The organism is Bittarella massiliensis (ex Durand et al. 2017), from assembly GCF_017566145.1.
GTDB classification, from domain to species: Bacteria; Bacillota; Clostridia; order Oscillospirales; family Ruminococcaceae; genus Bittarella; species Bittarella massiliensis_A.
The window spans coordinates 31,706-46,429 of the sequence record NZ_JABFCL010000007.1; the positions used below are offsets into that span (position 1 = coordinate 31,706).

Annotated in this window: 30 protein-coding genes; all 30 read left to right on the forward strand. The window is 58.3% G+C overall.

Features of this window, described 5'->3' with window-relative positions:
* Positions 1-18: 18 nt before the first annotated feature.
* A complete protein-coding gene (rplD, locus tag HJY11_RS08480; protein WP_208075554.1) occupies positions 19-642 on the forward strand; it encodes a 50S ribosomal protein L4 in 624 nt (207 codons plus the stop codon).
* Positions 642-935 (forward strand): 50S ribosomal protein L23, encoded by a 294-nt coding sequence (gene rplW / locus HJY11_RS08485; RefSeq protein WP_021659677.1) that lies wholly within the window; start codon positions 642-644, stop codon positions 933-935. The genes rplD and rplW overlap by 1 nt, the downstream gene beginning before the upstream one ends.
* An 87-nt stretch (positions 936-1,022) precedes the next feature.
* Positions 1,023-1,856 (forward strand): 50S ribosomal protein L2, encoded by an 834-nt coding sequence (rplB, locus tag HJY11_RS08490; RefSeq protein WP_208075555.1) that lies wholly within the window; start codon positions 1,023-1,025, stop codon positions 1,854-1,856.
* A 31-nt stretch (positions 1,857-1,887) separates the two neighbouring features.
* On the forward strand, positions 1,888-2,166 hold the full coding sequence (gene rpsS / locus HJY11_RS08495; RefSeq protein ID WP_021659679.1) for a 30S ribosomal protein S19: 279 nt from the start codon (positions 1,888-1,890) through the stop codon (positions 2,164-2,166).
* 20 nt (positions 2,167-2,186) lie between these two features.
* On the forward strand, positions 2,187-2,522 hold the full coding sequence (rplV, locus tag HJY11_RS08500; RefSeq protein ID WP_021659680.1) for a 50S ribosomal protein L22: 336 nt from the start codon (positions 2,187-2,189) through the stop codon (positions 2,520-2,522).
* Positions 2,523-2,542: 20 nt separating this feature from the next.
* Positions 2,543-3,211 carry a 30S ribosomal protein S3 gene (gene rpsC, locus HJY11_RS08505; RefSeq protein WP_021659681.1) on the forward strand — a complete coding sequence of 223 codons (669 nt, stop codon included), beginning with the start codon at positions 2,543-2,545 and terminating at the stop codon, positions 3,209-3,211.
* Entirely contained in the window at positions 3,211-3,636 is a 426-nt protein-coding gene (gene rplP / locus HJY11_RS08510; RefSeq protein ID WP_208075556.1) for a 50S ribosomal protein L16, read from the forward strand. Before rpsC ends, rplP begins: the two co-directional genes overlap by 1 nt.
* On the forward strand, positions 3,636-3,839 hold the full coding sequence (rpmC, locus tag HJY11_RS08515) for a 50S ribosomal protein L29 (protein ID WP_021659683.1): 204 nt from the start codon (positions 3,636-3,638) through the stop codon (positions 3,837-3,839). The genes rplP and rpmC overlap by 1 nt, the downstream gene beginning before the upstream one ends.
* A gap of 21 nt (positions 3,840-3,860) precedes the next feature.
* Positions 3,861-4,118: a 30S ribosomal protein S17 gene (gene rpsQ, locus HJY11_RS08520; protein WP_059004310.1), complete on the forward strand. Its 258-nt coding sequence runs from the start codon at positions 3,861-3,863 to the stop codon at positions 4,116-4,118.
* Positions 4,119-4,158: 40 nt separating this feature from the next.
* Positions 4,159-4,518, forward strand: a complete 360-nt coding sequence (gene rplN, locus HJY11_RS08525; protein WP_243764363.1) for a 50S ribosomal protein L14 — start codon at positions 4,159-4,161, stop codon at positions 4,516-4,518.
* Between the two features lie 15 nt (positions 4,519-4,533).
* Positions 4,534-4,848 carry a 50S ribosomal protein L24 gene (gene rplX, locus HJY11_RS08530; protein ID WP_021659686.1) on the forward strand — a complete coding sequence of 105 codons (315 nt, stop codon included), beginning with the start codon at positions 4,534-4,536 and terminating at the stop codon, positions 4,846-4,848.
* Between the two features lie 17 nt (positions 4,849-4,865).
* Positions 4,866-5,405, forward strand: a complete 540-nt coding sequence (rplE, locus tag HJY11_RS08535; protein WP_185915772.1) for a 50S ribosomal protein L5 — start codon at positions 4,866-4,868, stop codon at positions 5,403-5,405.
* A 14-nt stretch (positions 5,406-5,419) separates the two neighbouring features.
* A complete protein-coding gene (locus HJY11_RS08540; RefSeq protein WP_044992686.1) occupies positions 5,420-5,605 on the forward strand; it encodes a type Z 30S ribosomal protein S14 in 186 nt (61 codons plus the stop codon).
* A 25-nt stretch (positions 5,606-5,630) separates the two neighbouring features.
* Positions 5,631-6,029: a 30S ribosomal protein S8 gene (gene rpsH, locus HJY11_RS08545; protein WP_021659689.1), complete on the forward strand. Its 399-nt coding sequence runs from the start codon at positions 5,631-5,633 to the stop codon at positions 6,027-6,029.
* 15 nt (positions 6,030-6,044) lie between these two features.
* Positions 6,045-6,587, forward strand: a complete 543-nt coding sequence (rplF, locus tag HJY11_RS08550) for a 50S ribosomal protein L6 (RefSeq protein WP_208075558.1) — start codon at positions 6,045-6,047, stop codon at positions 6,585-6,587.
* Between the two features lie 20 nt (positions 6,588-6,607).
* On the forward strand, positions 6,608-6,967 hold the full coding sequence (gene rplR / locus HJY11_RS08555) for a 50S ribosomal protein L18 (RefSeq protein ID WP_208075559.1): 360 nt from the start codon (positions 6,608-6,610) through the stop codon (positions 6,965-6,967).
* A 15-nt stretch (positions 6,968-6,982) separates the two neighbouring features.
* A complete protein-coding gene (rpsE, locus tag HJY11_RS08560) occupies positions 6,983-7,483 on the forward strand; it encodes a 30S ribosomal protein S5 (RefSeq protein ID WP_021659692.1) in 501 nt (166 codons plus the stop codon).
* A gap of 15 nt (positions 7,484-7,498) precedes the next feature.
* The gene (rpmD, locus tag HJY11_RS08565; protein WP_208075560.1) at positions 7,499-7,678 is read left to right on the forward strand and encodes a 50S ribosomal protein L30; all 180 of its coding nucleotides are present in this window, start codon (positions 7,499-7,501) and stop codon (positions 7,676-7,678) included.
* A 19-nt stretch (positions 7,679-7,697) separates the two neighbouring features.
* Positions 7,698-8,141, forward strand: coding sequence for a 50S ribosomal protein L15 (gene rplO, locus HJY11_RS08570; protein WP_208075561.1), 444 nt, complete (start codon positions 7,698-7,700; stop codon positions 8,139-8,141).
* 1 nt (position 8,142) lies between these two features.
* Positions 8,143-9,441, forward strand: a complete 1,299-nt coding sequence (gene secY / locus HJY11_RS08575) for a preprotein translocase subunit SecY (RefSeq protein ID WP_021659695.1) — start codon at positions 8,143-8,145, stop codon at positions 9,439-9,441.
* 25 nt (positions 9,442-9,466) lie between these two features.
* Positions 9,467-10,099 (forward strand): adenylate kinase, encoded by a 633-nt coding sequence (locus HJY11_RS08580; RefSeq protein WP_208075562.1) that lies wholly within the window; start codon positions 9,467-9,469, stop codon positions 10,097-10,099.
* A 3-nt stretch (positions 10,100-10,102) separates the two neighbouring features.
* On the forward strand, positions 10,103-10,849 hold the full coding sequence (gene map / locus HJY11_RS08585) for a type I methionyl aminopeptidase (RefSeq protein ID WP_208075563.1): 747 nt from the start codon (positions 10,103-10,105) through the stop codon (positions 10,847-10,849).
* Positions 10,850-10,861: 12 nt separating this feature from the next.
* The gene (locus HJY11_RS08590; RefSeq protein WP_208075564.1) at positions 10,862-11,128 is read left to right on the forward strand and encodes a KOW domain-containing RNA-binding protein; all 267 of its coding nucleotides are present in this window, start codon (positions 10,862-10,864) and stop codon (positions 11,126-11,128) included.
* A 12-nt stretch (positions 11,129-11,140) separates the two neighbouring features.
* The gene (gene infA / locus HJY11_RS08595) at positions 11,141-11,359 is read left to right on the forward strand and encodes a translation initiation factor IF-1 (protein WP_021659699.1); all 219 of its coding nucleotides are present in this window, start codon (positions 11,141-11,143) and stop codon (positions 11,357-11,359) included.
* Positions 11,360-11,396: 37 nt separating this feature from the next.
* On the forward strand, positions 11,397-11,510 hold the full coding sequence (rpmJ, locus tag HJY11_RS08600) for a 50S ribosomal protein L36 (protein WP_073261210.1): 114 nt from the start codon (positions 11,397-11,399) through the stop codon (positions 11,508-11,510).
* Positions 11,511-11,549: 39 nt separating this feature from the next.
* Complete coding sequence (rpsM, locus tag HJY11_RS08605) at positions 11,550-11,918, forward strand: 30S ribosomal protein S13 (protein WP_021659701.1); 369 nt, start codon at positions 11,550-11,552, stop codon at positions 11,916-11,918.
* Positions 11,919-11,934: 16 nt separating this feature from the next.
* Positions 11,935-12,327: a 30S ribosomal protein S11 gene (rpsK, locus tag HJY11_RS08610; protein ID WP_021659702.1), complete on the forward strand. Its 393-nt coding sequence runs from the start codon at positions 11,935-11,937 to the stop codon at positions 12,325-12,327.
* Positions 12,328-12,349: 22 nt separating this feature from the next.
* Positions 12,350-12,979: a 30S ribosomal protein S4 gene (gene rpsD / locus HJY11_RS08615; protein WP_208075565.1), complete on the forward strand. Its 630-nt coding sequence runs from the start codon at positions 12,350-12,352 to the stop codon at positions 12,977-12,979.
* 71 nt (positions 12,980-13,050) lie between these two features.
* Positions 13,051-14,001 carry a DNA-directed RNA polymerase subunit alpha gene (locus HJY11_RS08620; RefSeq protein ID WP_021659704.1) on the forward strand — a complete coding sequence of 317 codons (951 nt, stop codon included), beginning with the start codon at positions 13,051-13,053 and terminating at the stop codon, positions 13,999-14,001.
* A gap of 43 nt (positions 14,002-14,044) precedes the next feature.
* Positions 14,045-14,380, forward strand: a complete 336-nt coding sequence (gene rplQ / locus HJY11_RS08625) for a 50S ribosomal protein L17 (RefSeq protein WP_185915768.1) — start codon at positions 14,045-14,047, stop codon at positions 14,378-14,380.
* The last annotated feature ends 344 nt before the right edge of the window (positions 14,381-14,724 follow it).

Genomic DNA, 14,724 nt, shown 5'->3' on the forward strand with positions numbered 1-14,724 from the left:
TGGAAGGAGGAGAAGCACATGCCTAAAGTCAAAGTTATGAATATGGCCGGCAAAGAGGTCTCCGAGATCACTCTGAGCGACGCCGTATTTGGTATTGCCCCCAACGAAGCGGTCATGCACGCGGCTGTGGTCAACTACCTGGCCAACCAGCGCCAGGGCACCCACTCCACCCTGACTCGCACCGAGGTCAGCGGCGGCGGCCGCAAGCCCTGGAGACAGAAGGGCACCGGCCGGGCCCGCCAGGGTTCTACCCGGGCTCCCCAGTGGACCCACGGCGGCATCGTCTTCGGGCCCAAGCCCCGCGACTACAGCTACTCCCTGAACAAGAAGGTCAAGAGACTGGCCCTCAAGTCTGCCCTGTCGGCCAAGGCCGCCAGCGAGAGCGTTGTGGTCGTCGACAAGATCGAGCTGGAGGGCTTTAAGACCAAAGCCGTCAGCGAGATGCTGAGCGCCCTGGGCGCCGGCAAAAAGGCCATGATCGTCATGCCTGAAAAGTGCGACAAGCTCATCAAGAGCGCCGCCAACATCCCCGGCGTGAAGACCGCCCTCATCAACACCCTGAATACCTACGACATCCTGAACTGCGATACCTTCATCATCGCGCAGGACGCCGTCTCCAAACTCGAGGAGGTGTACGCATAATGCGCCTGGCACAGGACATCGTCATCAAACCCGTCATCACCGAGGCCAGCATGGCCAATATGCAGCTGAAGAAATACACCTTCAAGGTTGCCAAAGACGCCGAGAAGGTGGAGATCGCCAGAGCGGTGGAAGAGCTCTTCGGCGTGAAGGTTGCGAAGGTCAACACCATCAGCGTGCGCGGCCGCGAAAAGAGAATGGGCCGCAACTCCGGTTACACCCCTTCCTGGAAAAAGGCCATCGTCACCCTGGCTGAGGATTCCAAGGGGATCGAGTTCTTCGACAACATGATGTAACCGCCCGCCCGGCCCGCCGAGGCCGGGGGCAACGTATGGGAGGGCAAGCCCCTTCCGCTAAGCCTGATAATAGGAGAGTGAAACCCAATGGCGATTAAGAAATACAAACCGACTACGCCGGGCCGCCGCGGGATGACCGTCACCGATTATTCCGAGCTGTCCAAAGTAGAGCCGGAGAAGAGCCTGCTGGCCCCCCTGAAAAACCATTCGGGCCGCAACAGCTACGGCCGGATCACCGTCCGCCACCGCGGCGGGAAGCAGAGAAGAAAGTACCGCATCATCGACTTTAAGCGGAGCAACTTCGGTGTGGAGGGGACCGTCAAGACCCTGGAGTACGATCCCAACCGCTCCGCCCACATCGCCCTCGTCGAGTTTGTCGACGGCGACAAGCGCTACATTCTGGCCCCGGTCGGCCTGAAAGTCGGCGACAAGGTGGTCGCCGGTCCCGATGCCGACATCAAGCCGGGCAATGCTCTGCCCCTGCAGAACATCCCCGACGGCACCGTCATCCACAACATCGAGCTCTACCCCGGCAAGGGCGCCCAGCTGGTGCGCTCCGCCGGCAACTCCGCCCAGCTGATGGCCAAAGAGGGCAAATACGCCCTGATCCGCCTCCCCTCCGGAGAGCTGCGCAACGTGCCCGCCAGCTGCATGGCCACCATCGGCCAGGTCGGCAATGTGGATCACGAGAACGTGAACCTGGGCAAGGCCGGCCGCAAGCGCCACATGGGCATCCGCCCCACCGTTCGCGGTTCGGTCATGAACCCCTGCGACCACCCCCACGGCGGCGGCGAGGGCAAATCCCCCATCGGCCGTCCTTCTCCTGTGACTCCTTGGGGCAAGCCCACCATGGGCCACAAGACCCGCAAGAAGCACAAGCAGTCCGACAAGTTCATCGTCAAGCGCGCCAACTCCAAGTAGGCGTCTGTAATCGAAAGGAGGCAAATAGAAAATGGGCAGAAGCGTTAAAAAAGGACCTTTCGTACAGGCTTCCCTGCTGAAGAAGGTTTTGGCCATGAACGAGGCCGGCGAGAAGAAAGTCCTGAAGACCTGGAGCAGATCCTCCACCATCTTCCCTGATTTCGTTGGACATACCTTCGCCGTCTACGACGGCCGCAAACACGTACCGGTCTATGTGACTGAGGACATGGTTGGGCACAAACTCGGTGAGTTTGCCCCCACCCGGACCTACAAAGGCCACGCCGGTTCCAAAACATCCAACAGAGGTTAAGGTCGAAAGGAGGATTCCAAATGGAAGCAAGAGCTTATCTTCGCCATTTGCGCATTGCGCCGAGAAAAGTGCAGATCGTTTTGGACCTGATTCGGAACCAGCCCGCCGACAAGGCAATGGCCATTCTGAAGCACACCCCGAAGTCTGCCAGCGAGCCCTTACAAAAGCTCCTCAAATCGGCCATGGCTAACGCTGAGAACAACCACAACATGGACAAAAACAGCCTCTACGTCGCAGAGTGCTTTGTTTGTCCCGGCCCCACGCTCAAGCGCATTCGCCCGAGAGCACAGGGCAGAGCATTCCACGTCCTGAAGAGGACCTCGCACGTGACGATGGTTCTCAAGGAAAAGGAATAAGCTGAAAGAGGAGGTAAACTATGGGCCAGAAAGTAAATCCCCACGGTCTTCGGGTGGGCATTATCAAAGACTGGGACTCCCGCTGGTTTGCTAAGGATAACGCTTTCGGCGATATCCTGGTAGAGGACTACAAACTCCGTAAATTCATCAAAAAAGAGATTTACGGCGCCGGCGTCCCCCGCATCGAGATCGAGAGAACTGCCAACAAGATTCGCATTCACATCCACTGCGCCAAGCCTGGCATGGTCATCGGCAAGGGCGGCAGCGAGATCGACAAGCTGCGCAAGAACATCGAGAAATTCATCGGCAAGCCGGTGAACATCAATATCGTCGAGGTCAAGCAGCCCGACGTCAACGCCCAGCTGGTGGCCGAGAGCGTTGCCAAACAGCTGGAGAAGCGCACCTCGTTCCGCCGGGCCATGAAGATGGCCATCGGCCGGGCCATGCGCCTGGGCGCCAAGGGCATCAAGATTCAGGTCTCCGGCCGTCTGGGCGGTGCGGACATCGCCCGCACCGAGCAGTACCACGAGGGGACCATCCCCCTGCAGACCCTGCGCGCCGACATCGACTACGGCTTTGCCGAGGCGGACACCACCTACGGCAAGATCGGCGTCAAAACCTGGATTTACAGAGGCGAAGTGCTGCACGACGCCAAGAGAACCACCCGGAGGGAAGGAGGCAAACGGTAATGCTTTTGCCAAAGAGAGTCAAGTATCGCCGCGTGCACAGAGGTCGTCTGACCGGTAAAGCGTACCGCGGAAACAAGGTGACCTATGGCGAGTATGGCCTGGTTGCCCTGGAGCCCGCCTGGATCACCGCCAATCAGATCGAGGCCGCTCGTATCGCCATGACCCGTTACACCAAGCGCGGTGGTCAGGTCTGGATCAAGATTTTCCCCGACAAGCCCATCACCGAGAAACCCGCCGAGACCCGCATGGGCTCCGGTAAAGGGTCCCCCGAGTACTGGGCTGCCGTCGTGAAACCCGGCCGGGTCATGTTTGAGATCGCCGGCGTTTCCGAGGATGTCGCCCGCGAGGCTCTTCGCCTTGCCAGCCACAAACTGCCCATCAAGTGCAAGTTTGTCAAAAAAGAAGAATTGGAGGGTGAAGAGTAATGAAAGCGTCTGAGATCCGTGAGATGAGCGCCGACGAACTGAACGCGAAGTTGATTGACCTCAAAGCCGAGCTCTTCAACCTGCGCTTCCAGCACGCTGTGAACCAGCTTGAGAATCCCATGCGGATCAAAGCTGTGAAAAAGGACATCGCCCGCGTCAACACCCTGCTGCGCGAGCGGGAACTGAAAGACAGCGCGAACTAACGAGAAAGGGAGGCAAGAGCTGTGAGCGAAAGAAACCTGAGAAAATCGAGGGTCGGCAAGGTCGTCAGCGACAAGATGGATAAGACCATCGTCGTCGCCATCGAGGACAATGTCCAGCACCCCCTGTACAAAAAGATCATCAAGCGCACCAGCAAGTTCAAGGCCCACGACGAGAAAAACGAGTGCGGCATTGGCGACACTGTTGAGATTATGGAAACACGCCCCCTCTCGAAGGACAAACGGTGGAGGCTCGTCAGAATCATCAACAAGGCGAAATAGAACCTGTTAAAACCGAAAGGAGGAACGCACTGTGGTACAGATGCAAACTTACCTCAAGGTGGCCGACAACACCGGCGCCAAAGAGATTATGTGTATCCGCGTGCTGGGCGGTTCCCGCAGAAGATATGCCAACATCGGCGATGTGATCGTCGCTTCTGTGAAGAAGGCCGCTCCCGGCGGCGCCGTGAAAAAAGGCGACGTCGTCAAAGCTGTGATTGTTCGTTCTGCCAAGGGTGTTCGCCGCGAGGACGGCACCTACATCCGGTTCGATGAGAACGCGGCAGTTCTGATAAAGGAAGACCAGAACCCCAGAGGCACCCGTATTTTTGGGCCCGTGGCCAGAGAGCTGCGTGAGAAAAACTACCTGAAAATACTCAGCCTCGCACCCGAAGTTCTGTAAGGAGGAGGAAATCTCATGGAAAAATTGCATGTCAAGACCGGCGATACCGTGGTGATCCTCTCCGGCAAGGACAAGGGCAAGCAGGGCAAGGTCCTGCAGGTCAGCCCCAAAGAGGGCAAAGTCATCGTGGAAGGCTGCAACATGGTCACCAAGCACGTCAAACCCCGCCAGATGGGCGAGGCCGGCGGCATTGTGAAGGCCGAGGGCGCCCTGTACGCCAGCAAGGTGATGCTGGTCTGCCCCAAGTGCGGCAAGCCCACCCGGCTGGCTCACAAGGTGCTGGAAGACGGCAAAATGCGGCTGTGCAAACACTGCGGCGAGACTTTCTAGAGTAAGGAGGAAACAACATGGCTAGAATTAAAGACCTTTACGAAAAAGAAGTCGCGCCGGCTCTGATGAACAAATTCTCCTACAAGAGCGTCATGCAGATCCCCAAGCTGGACAAAGTCGTCATCAACGTGGGCTGCGGGGAAGCGCGCGACAACCCGAAGGTCATCGACTCCATCATCAGCGACTTGATGCAGATCACCGGCCAGCGGCCCATCGTCTGCAAGGCCAAGAAATCGGTGGCCAACTTCAAACTGCGCGAGGGGATGAACATCGGCGTGAAGGTGACCCTGCGGGGCGACCGGATGTACGAGTTCGTCGACCGCCTCTTCAATGTGGCGCTGCCCCGCGTGCGCGACTTCCGCGGAATCAACCCCAACTCCTTTGACGGCCACGGCAACTACTCCCTGGGCATCACCGAGCAGCTGATTTTCCCGGAGATCGACTACGACAAGATCGATGCGATCCGCGGCATGGACATCGCGTTCGTGACCACTGCGAAAACCGATGAGGAGGCCCGCGAGCTGTTGAGCGCCCTGGGCGCTCCCTATGCGAAGTAAAGGAGGAATCTGTTGTGGCAAAGAAATCGATGATCAATAAACAGCAAGGGCCCCAGAAGTATTCCAGCAGAGAATACAACCGGTGCAAAATCTGCGGCAGACCTCATTCATATCTTCGCAAATTCGGCATCTGCCGCATCTGCTTCCGGGAGCTGGCCTACAAAGGCGAGATCCCCGGTGTGAAGAAGGCCAGCTGGTAAAAAACAGCCAAAGGAGGTTCACGGTATGCAAATCACCGACGCGATTGCAGATTTCCTGACCCGGATCCGGAACGCGAACTCTGCAAAACACGACACGGTCGACATCCCCGCTTCCAACATCAAAAAGGCCATGGCCCAGATTTTGGTGGACGAGGGATATATCAAGAAATTCACCGTCATCGATGACAACAAGCAGGGGGTCATCCGCATCACCCTGAAGTACGGTGAGAACAAATCGCAAGTCATCACAGGGCTGCGCAGAGTCTCGAAACCCGGCCTGCGCATCTACGCCAACTGCGAGGAGATGCCGAAGGTCATGGGTGGCCTGGGCATTGCCATCGTCTCCACTTCCAAGGGCATTATGACCGACAAGGCCGCCCGGAAGGCCAACGTGGGCGGCGAAGTCCTGGCATTTGTCTGGTAAGGGGGTGCAGTAGAGATGTCTCGTATTGGTAGAAAACCCATCGCAGTCCCCGCCGGCGTGGAGGTCAAGATCGAGGGCAGCACCGTGACGGTGAAGGGCCCCAAGGGCACCCTGACCAAATCCTTCCACCCCGACATGAAGATTGCCATGGAGAACGGTGAGATCACCGTGACCCGCCCCTCTGACAACAAGGAGCACCGCTCCCTCCACGGCCTGACCCGCACGCTGGTCAGCAACATGGTCGTGGGCGTCACCGAGGGCTTCCAGAAAGAGCTGGAAATCAACGGCGTCGGTTACCGCGCCGCCAAACAGGGCACCAGCGCCAACCTGACCCTGGGCTTTTCCCATCCGGTCATCATCGAGGAGACCGAGGACATCAAGATCGACGTCCCCGCCCCCAACAAAATCGTGATCTCCGGTCCCGACAAGCAGAAGGTCGGCCAGTTCGCCGCCGAAGTGCGGGAGAAACGCCCGCCCGAGCCGTACAAGGGCAAAGGCATCAAGTATGTGGACGAAGTGATCATCCGCAAAGAGGGCAAGGCCGGTAAGGGCAAATAGAGGAAAGGAGTGACCAAATAATGGTGAAGAAGCCAGACAGCAACGAAGCTCGGCTTAGAAGACATCGCCGGGTGCGCGGCAAGGTTGCCGGCACTCCCGAGCGTCCCCGCCTGAATGTGTTTCGCTCCGCAAAGCACATTTACGCGCAGATCATCGACGACAAGAACGGCGTGACGTTAGCCGCTGCCTCTTCCATGGACAAGGACTTCGAGGGCCAGGGTGGCAACAGAGAAGCCGCCCAGAAGGTCGGCGCTGCCATCGCTAAGAAGGCCATCGAAAAGGGCATCACCGAGGTGGTGTTTGACCGCGGTGGTTACATCTACCACGGCCGCGTCCAGGCGCTGGCCGAAGGGGCCCGCGAGGGCGGCCTGAAATTTTAGTGAGGGGGTATACTTTTGGCTAAAATCGACGCAACAGCTCTTGATTTGCAGGAGAAAGTTGTTTCCATTAACCGCGTGTCCAAGACCGTAAAGGGCGGCCGGATTTTCAAATTCTCCGCTCTGGTCGTTGTGGGCGACGGCAAAGGTTCCGTCGGCTACGGGCTGGGCAAAGCTTCTGAGGTTCCCGACGCCATCCGCAAGGGCATCGAAGAGGCCAAGAAAAACATGATCAAGGTCTCCCTGTACGGCACCACCATCCCCCACGAGGTCGTGGGCGAGTTCGGTGCCGGCAGAGTGCTGCTCAAGCCCGCTGGAAAAGGTACCGGCGTTATTGCCGGCGGCGCTGTCCGCGCAGTCGTGGAAGCGGCTGGCATCAAAGACATCCGCACCAAATGCCTGCGCTCGAACAACCCGTGCAACGTGGTGACCGCCACCATCAACGGGCTGAAGTCCCTGCGGGATGCCAAGCAGGTCGCCGCCATCCGCGGCAAGAGCGTCCGGGAAGTATTGGATTAAGGAGGGTCACGCTCCATGGCTGATTACAGAATCAAGTTGATCAAAGGCTTTCAGGGCCGGAAAGACAACCAGATTGCCACCGCTCACTCGCTGGGCCTGCGCAAGATTGGCGATGTCACCATCCAGCCCGACAACGAGGCCACCAAGGGAAAAATCGCCAAGATCGCACATCTGATCGAGGTTACCGAAGCGTAAAAAAGGAGGTGCAAGCAAAATGAAACTGCATGAACTGTCTCCGGCTCCCGGCAGCACCAAAGAGCCCAAGCGCAAGGGCAGAGGCGCCGGTTCCGGCAACGGCAAGACTGCGGGCAAAGGCCACAAGGGCCAGAAGGCCCGTTCCGGCGGCGGCGTCCGCCCCGGATTTGAAGGCGGCCAGATGCCCCTGCAGCGCCGGCTGCCCAAGCGCGGCTTCCACAACCACTTCGCCACCGTTTACGCCAATGTGAACGTGGCCGACCTGGAAGAGAAGTTTGAAGACGGCGCGGTCGTTGACACCGAAGCCATTCTGGCTGCCGGTCTGGTCAAGAAAGAACTGGACGGCATCAAGGTTCTGGGCGACGGCGAACTCACCAAGAAGCTGACCGTGAAAGCGGCCAAATTCTCCTCCTCTGCGAAGGAAAAAATTGAAAAGGCAGGCGGGAAGGCTGAGGTGATGTAAGGTGTTTGAAACCTTTAAGAATGCGTGGAAGATCGCGGATTTAAGGAAGAAAATCCTTTACACCATCATGGTCATTGCGGTGGTCCGCCTGGGCTCTGTGGCTCTGCCCGTGCCCTTTTTGGACCCCTCCTCCCTGCAGTCGATGGTCAACCAGACCGGCAGTATGCTGGGCTACATCGACATTCTGACCGGTGGCGCCTTTGCCAACGCCACCATCTTTGCCCTCTCCATCACCCCCTACATCAACGCCTCCATCATCATCAACCTGCTCACCATAGCAATTCCCCCGCTGGAGCGGTTGTCCAAGGAGGGGGAAGAGGGGAGACGCAAACTCAACAAGATCACCCGCTACACCGCCCTGGGGTTGGCAGTGGCCCTCTCTGTGGCCTACTACTTCCTCCTCAAGCGGCAGGGCGCTCTGCTCTACACCGGCGGCTTCGCCGGCATCTTCTCGGCCATCGTCATCATCACCGCCTTTACGGCTGGCGCCATGCTGATTATCTGGCTGGGTGAGCAGATCGACAAAAAAGGCATCGGCAACGGCATCTCCCTCATCATCTTTGCCGGCATCGTCTCCCGCGGCAAGCAGCTGGTCTCCGCCATCATCGCCTACTTCAAGCTGGCGGCACAGGGCGAGTGGAAGTTCTACATCTACATCCCCCTGATCCTGGTGCTGGCCGTTGTCATCATCGGCTTTGTGGTCATGATGACCGAGGCGGAGCGGCGGGTTCCCGTCCAGTACGCCAAGCGCGTGGTCGGGCGGAAGATGTACGGCGGGCAGAGCTCCTTCATCCCCATCAAGGTGAACATGTCCGGCGTGCTGCCCATCATCTTCGCCAGCTCGATCATCTCGATCCCTGGCACCATCAAGGCGTTTTTCGACACCGACGCCTCCACCTGGTGGGGCAAGTTCCTGTCGATCTTCGACTACAACTCCCTGGCGTATGCCATCATCTATTTCTTGCTCATCATGGCATTTAACTACTTCTACGTGGCGGTCCAGTACAATCCCCTCGAGATCGCCAACAATCTCAGAAAGAACAACGGCACCATCCCCGGCATTCGCGCGGGCAAACCGACTGTGGATTTCATCACCCGGATCCTGTCCAAGGTGACCCTCATCGGCGCCCTCTTCCTGGCGGTCATCGCTGTCTGCCCCATCGGCATCAGCGCGGCCACCGGGATGAACATCGCCCTGGGCGGCACCTCGATCCTCATCGTGGTGGGCGTTTCGCTGGAAGTGGTCCGGTCGCTGGAGGCGCAGATGATGATGCGCCATCACAAGGGCTTTTTAGAGTAAACGGGCAAGAGTAGAGGAGGCAGCTATGAATCTCATCTTTTTGGGCGCTCCCGGCGCGGGCAAAGGCACCCAGGCCGAAAAGGTCTGCGACCTGCTGAAAATCCCCGCCATCAGCACCGGCAACATCCTTCGCGAGGCTGTGAAAAACGGCACCGAGATGGGCCAGAAGGCCAAGTCCTACATGGATGCGGGCAACCTGGTCCCCGATGAAGTGATCATCGGCATCGTGAAGGAGCGGCTCGCACAGAGCGATTGTGAAAACGGATTCGTTCTAGACGGCGTCCCCCGCACAGTGGCGCAGGCCGAGGCCCTGGACGAAGCGGGCGTGAGAATCGACCGGGTGGTCAACATCCAGGTCGAGGATGACGCCATCGTCCGGCGGATGTCCGGCCGGCGCGTCTGCGGCGACTGCGGCGCGTCCTACCACACCGACTACAAGCCGTCCAAGATCGACGGCGTCTGTGACAAGTGTGGCGGAAAATTGGTGATCCGGAAGGATGACCAGGAAAGCATCGTGAAGGACCGCCTGCAGGTCTATCACGATTTGACCGAGCCCCTCATCGCCTACTACGAGAAGAAGGGTGTTTTGAAAACAGTCATCGGTCAGGAGCGCGTAGAGGATACCAGTGAGTTGGTCCGCCGCGCCCTGGGGGTCTAGAGAATGATCGTTCTCAAGAACTCCAGGGAGCTCACCGCCATGCAGAAGGCCTGCCGCCTCTCGGCGCAGGTGCTCCAGCTGGCTGGCGAGATGGTCGAACCCGGTGTGACCACCGGCGAAATCGACCGGGCGGTGAAGAAATTCATCCTCTCCCACGGGGCCAAACCGTCCTTTTTGGGGTACGGTGGATTCCCCGGCAGCGCTTGCATCTCGATCAACGACCAAGTCATTCACGGCATTCCCGGCGGACGGGTCATCCAGGCGGGCGACATCGTCAGTGTGGATGTGGGGGCCTTCATTGGGGGCTTTCACGGCGACAACGCCGCCACCTTTGCCGCGGGGGAAGTCTCCCCAGAGGCCCAGCGCCTGATGGACGCCACCCGGCGTTCGCTGGAACTGGGCATCGAGGCCGCCGTGCCGGGCAACCGCATCGGCGACATCGGCTTTGCGGTGCAGTCGTATATCGAGAGTCAGGGCTTTTCGGTGGTGCGGGAATTTGTGGGTCACGGCGTCGGCCGGGACCTGCACGAGGAACCGGAGGTGCCCAACTACGGCCGCCCGGGCCACGGGGCCCGGCTGGTTCCCGGCATGACCATCGCCATCGAGCCCATGGTCAACCAGAAGGGCTATCAGGTGGAAGTTCTGGGGGACGGATGGACCACCGTCACCAAAGACGGCGGGCTGTCTGCCCACTTTGAAAACACGATTGCGATCACCGAGAGCGGTCCGGTGATTCTGACCCGCCCTTAGGAGGTGCACCAGATGGTGACAATCCGAGAGGGAAGTGTGGTCAAGAGCATTGCCGGCCGCGACAAAGAGCGGTACTACGTGGTCGTGTCCCCTGCGAACGGATACGTTTTTATAGCCGACGGAAAAGTGCGAAAGCTCGAACACCCAAAGAAGAAGAATGTACGACACGTCTGGCCGACAGAGGGGGTCATCCCCCTCGGCCCGGAGACGACCAACCGGCAGATCCGGACCATTTTGTCCGGATACAACGATGGAACATCCATCTGTCACGAAGATTAGGGAGGTATTCGCTTGTCCAAGGAAGACGTCATTGAAGTCGAAGGCATTGTCGTGGACGCACTGCCCAACGCCACCTTTCAGGTGGAACTGGAAAACGGGCATAAGATACTGGCTCACATCTCCGGAAAGCTGCGGATGAACTTTATCCGCATTCTGCCTGGGGACAAGGTGACGGTGGAGATGTCTCCGTACGACCTCACCAAAGGGCGCATCACCTGGCGCTCGAAATAAGCAACCGAAACGTCTAGGGTACTAGGAGGTAATAATCGTGAAAGTAAGACCTTCCGTAAAACCCATTTGCGAAAAATGCAAAGTCATTAAACGCAAGGGCCGCGTAATGGTAATCTGCAAGAACCCGAAGCACAAACAGCGTCAGGGCTAAGTGCTTGGCATACCGAGATAATGGAGGTGCAACGAACACATGGCGCGTATAGCTGGTGTTGACTTGCCGAAAGAGAAGCGAGTCGAAATTGGTCTGACCTATATCTACGGCATCGGCCGTAAATCCGCAGAGAAGATTCTCGCCGCCACGGGCATCAGCCCGGACACCCGTGTCAAGGACTTGACCGAGGACGACGAGATCAAGCTGCGCGAATACATCGACAAAAACTTTGACGTGGAGGGCGATCTGCGCCGCGACGTGGCGCTCAACGTCAAGAGACTGGTGGAGATCGGCTGCTACCGCGGCGTCCGCCACAGAAAAGGGCTGCCCTGCAGAGGGCAGAGAACCAAGACGAACGCCCGGACCTGCAAGGGCCCCAAGAAGACGATCGCCAACAAGAAGAAATAAGGGAGGGGTGTAACAGATGGCACAGAAGAAACCCGTCATTCGCAAGCGCCGTGAGCGCAAGAACATCGAGCGCGGCGCTGCACATATCCAGTCCACCTTCAACAACACCATTATCACCATCACCGACGTTCAGGGCAACGCGATCTCCTGGGCTTCCGCCGGCGGACTGGGCTTTAAGGGCTCTCGCAAGTCCACCCCCTTCGCCGCGCAGATGGCTGCTGAAACCGCCGCCAAAGCCGCTATGGAGCATGGCCTGAAGACCGTTGAGGTCTTCGTCAAAGGCCCCGGTTCCGGCCGTGAAGCCGCCATCCGGGCCCTGCAGTCCGCCGGGCTGGAGGTCAACATGATCAAAGATGTGACCCCCATCCCCCACAACGGCTGCCGCCCGCCCAAACGCCGTCGGGTCTAATCAAACATCAGGAGGTGTCATAATGGCTAGATATACTGGTGCGGTGTGCCGTCAGTGCCGCCGTGAAGGTCAGAAGCTGTTCCTGAAAGGGGAACGCTGCTATTCCGATAAATGCGCCATCTCCCGTCGGGCTTACGCCCCGGGTGAACACGGCCAGAACAGCAGAAGAAAGGTGTCCGAGTACGGCCTGCAGATGCGCGAGAAGCAGAAGGCCCGCCGCTACTACGGCGTCCTGGAGAAGCAGTTCGCCGGCTACTACGAGGAGGCCGCCCGCAAAGAGGGCGTGACCGGCAGCATCCTGCTTCAGATCCTCGAGAGCCGCCTGGACAACGTGGCCTACCGCTGCGGCTTCGCCTCTTCCCGCAAAGAGGCCCGTCAGCTGGTGCTGCACAACCACTTCACCGTCAACGGCAAGAAGGTCAACATCCCCTCTTACCGGGTGAAGGCCGGCGACGTCATCGCTGTGAAAGATTCCAGCAAAGACAGCGTCAAGGTCAAAGAGCTGGCGGAGGCCAACGCCTCCCGCCCGACCCCCATCTGGCTGGATGTGGACAGAGAGAACCTGAAAGCCACCGTCACAAAGCTGCCCGCCCGCGAGGACATCGACTTTGAAGTCGACGAGCAGCTGATCGTCGAGTACTACTCCAAATAAGTGAGGGTTCGGCGAGAAACGGCGATGGCCCATGGGCACATCGACACAATCTGTCTGAAGGAGGGTCATAAATGATTGAGATTGAAAAGCCGAGAATCGAGACGGAAGAACTGGCTTCTGACGGTTCTTATGGAAGATTCGTGGTAGAACCCCTCGAGCGCGGCTATGGGATCACCCTGGGCAACAGCCTGCGGCGGGTCCTGCTCTCCTCGCTGCCCGGAGTTGCCGTCACCTCTGTCAAGATCGACGGCATTCAGCACGAGTTCTCAACCATTCCCGGTGTGAAGGAAGATGTCACCGAAATCATCCTGAACATCAAAGGCCTCACTGCCAAACTGCACTGCGACGAGCCGAAGGTGGTCTACATTGAGGCCAGCGGCGAGTGCGAGGTGACTGCCGGCAGCATCCAGGCCGACAGCGAGGTGGAGATCCTGGACCCCGACATGCACATTGCATGGCTGGGCGCAGGGGCCACCTTGAGCATGGAACTGGTGCTGGAGAAGGGCCGCGGTTATGTGCCGGCTGACAAGAACAAGCAGAGCCAGCATGTGACCATCGGCGTCATCCCGGTGGACAGCATCTACACCCCGGTGCTGAAGGTCAACTACAAGGTGGAAAACACCCGTGTAGGCCAGATCACCGACTACGACAAGCTGACCCTCGAGGTCTGGACCGACGGCACCATCTCCGCCAAGGAGGCTGTCTCTCTGGGCGCCAAGGTGATCATTGAGCACCTGAACCTGTTCGTCGACCTGTCGGGTGAGGCGTACAGCGCGGAGATCATGGTGGAGAAGGACGACAAGGGCAAGGAGAAGGTTCTGGAGATGACCATCGAGGAACTGGACCTGTCCGTCCGCTCGTCCAACTGCCTGCGCCGTGCGGGAATCAACACCGTTGAGGACCTCACCAACAAGACCGAGGATGAGCTGCTGAAGGTCCGCAACCTGGGCCGCAAGTCCTTTGAAGAAGTTATCAACAAGCTGGACTCGCTGGGAGTCAGCCTGAAGGAGAGCGAGGAGTAAACCTCCCTCCTCCTTTCAAATCCCGCAAAAGGAGTGAATTTCTATGCCTAGAAAATTGGGCAGGGCAAGCGACCACAGAAAGGCGATGCTGCGTGCCATGGTCACCTATCTGCTGGAAAACGGCAAGATCGAGACCACCGTCACCCGCGCCAAAGAGGTCCGCTCGGCTGCTGAGAAGATCATCACCACCGGCAAGGAGAACACCCTTCACGCCAAGCGCCAGGTCTACTCTTACGTGACCAAAGAGGGCGTTGCCAAGAAGGTGTTTGACGAGATCGCCCCCAAGTACGCCGAGACCAAGGGCGGCTACACCCGCATCGTCAAGATCGGCCCCCGCCGCGGCGACGCCGCCGAGATGGCCATCATCGAGCTGGTTTAAGAGACGGGCTTTTTAGAGATGCGCAGTCCTGCTCGCAGGACTTAAAAAGAGGGACAGGCAGAGATGCCGGTCCCTCTTTTTTTGTGTCCATATCAACGACAGGGAAGGACACACTGTCAAACTATAAGACACAAATGGAATCAGCGGAGAGACTGGAGCGCTCTCTGCTATTGAAAGAGGCTCATTTCGACAAGCATGGACGCCTTTTTGCCAAATTTAAATTTTGTCGAATACAGAAGATTGTTGTCGGAAAAATCTGCACTTTGTATAATAAAATCTAAAGAAATAGGGAGAAATAGAGAAAAAATAATGTACATATTTACAAAAACTAAAAAATATGCTAT

What these genes read in the sequence shown, in the direction of transcription:
- rplR (WP_208075559.1), top strand. Translation starts at nt 6,608, where the DNA reads ATGGTGAAGAAGCCAGACAGCAACGAAGCTCGGCTTAGAAGACATCGC.
- rplF (WP_208075558.1), top strand. Translation starts at nt 6,045, where the DNA reads ATGTCTCGTATTGGTAGAAAACCCATCGCAGTCCCCGCCGGCGTGGAG.
- rplW (WP_021659677.1), top strand. Translation starts at nt 642, where the DNA reads ATGCGCCTGGCACAGGACATCGTCATCAAACCCGTCATCACCGAGGCC.
- HJY11_RS08590 (WP_208075564.1), top strand. Translation starts at nt 10,862, where the DNA reads ATGGTGACAATCCGAGAGGGAAGTGTGGTCAAGAGCATTGCCGGCCGC.
- HJY11_RS08620 (WP_021659704.1), top strand. Translation starts at nt 13,051, where the DNA reads ATGATTGAGATTGAAAAGCCGAGAATCGAGACGGAAGAACTGGCTTCT.
- rplO (WP_208075561.1), top strand. Translation starts at nt 7,698, where the DNA reads ATGAAACTGCATGAACTGTCTCCGGCTCCCGGCAGCACCAAAGAGCCC.
- rplP (WP_208075556.1), top strand. Translation starts at nt 3,211, where the DNA reads ATGCTTTTGCCAAAGAGAGTCAAGTATCGCCGCGTGCACAGAGGTCGT.
- rplB (WP_208075555.1), top strand. Translation starts at nt 1,023, where the DNA reads ATGGCGATTAAGAAATACAAACCGACTACGCCGGGCCGCCGCGGGATG.
- rpsC (WP_021659681.1), top strand. Translation starts at nt 2,543, where the DNA reads ATGGGCCAGAAAGTAAATCCCCACGGTCTTCGGGTGGGCATTATCAAA.
- rpsD (WP_208075565.1), top strand. Translation starts at nt 12,350, where the DNA reads ATGGCTAGATATACTGGTGCGGTGTGCCGTCAGTGCCGCCGTGAAGGT.
- rpsM (WP_021659701.1), top strand. Translation starts at nt 11,550, where the DNA reads ATGGCGCGTATAGCTGGTGTTGACTTGCCGAAAGAGAAGCGAGTCGAA.
- rpmC (WP_021659683.1), top strand. Translation starts at nt 3,636, where the DNA reads ATGAAAGCGTCTGAGATCCGTGAGATGAGCGCCGACGAACTGAACGCG.
- rpmD (WP_208075560.1), top strand. Translation starts at nt 7,499, where the DNA reads ATGGCTGATTACAGAATCAAGTTGATCAAAGGCTTTCAGGGCCGGAAA.
- rplQ (WP_185915768.1), top strand. Translation starts at nt 14,045, where the DNA reads ATGCCTAGAAAATTGGGCAGGGCAAGCGACCACAGAAAGGCGATGCTG.
- map (WP_208075563.1), top strand. Translation starts at nt 10,103, where the DNA reads ATGATCGTTCTCAAGAACTCCAGGGAGCTCACCGCCATGCAGAAGGCC.
- rpsS (WP_021659679.1), top strand. Translation starts at nt 1,888, where the DNA reads ATGGGCAGAAGCGTTAAAAAAGGACCTTTCGTACAGGCTTCCCTGCTG.
- rplN (WP_243764363.1), top strand. Translation starts at nt 4,159, where the DNA reads ATGCAAACTTACCTCAAGGTGGCCGACAACACCGGCGCCAAAGAGATT.
- rplE (WP_185915772.1), top strand. Translation starts at nt 4,866, where the DNA reads ATGGCTAGAATTAAAGACCTTTACGAAAAAGAAGTCGCGCCGGCTCTG.
- rpsK (WP_021659702.1), top strand. Translation starts at nt 11,935, where the DNA reads ATGGCACAGAAGAAACCCGTCATTCGCAAGCGCCGTGAGCGCAAGAAC.
- rpsH (WP_021659689.1), top strand. Translation starts at nt 5,631, where the DNA reads ATGCAAATCACCGACGCGATTGCAGATTTCCTGACCCGGATCCGGAAC.
- rplD (WP_208075554.1), top strand. Translation starts at nt 19, where the DNA reads ATGCCTAAAGTCAAAGTTATGAATATGGCCGGCAAAGAGGTCTCCGAG.
- rplV (WP_021659680.1), top strand. Translation starts at nt 2,187, where the DNA reads ATGGAAGCAAGAGCTTATCTTCGCCATTTGCGCATTGCGCCGAGAAAA.
- HJY11_RS08580 (WP_208075562.1), top strand. Translation starts at nt 9,467, where the DNA reads ATGAATCTCATCTTTTTGGGCGCTCCCGGCGCGGGCAAAGGCACCCAG.
- rplX (WP_021659686.1), top strand. Translation starts at nt 4,534, where the DNA reads ATGGAAAAATTGCATGTCAAGACCGGCGATACCGTGGTGATCCTCTCC.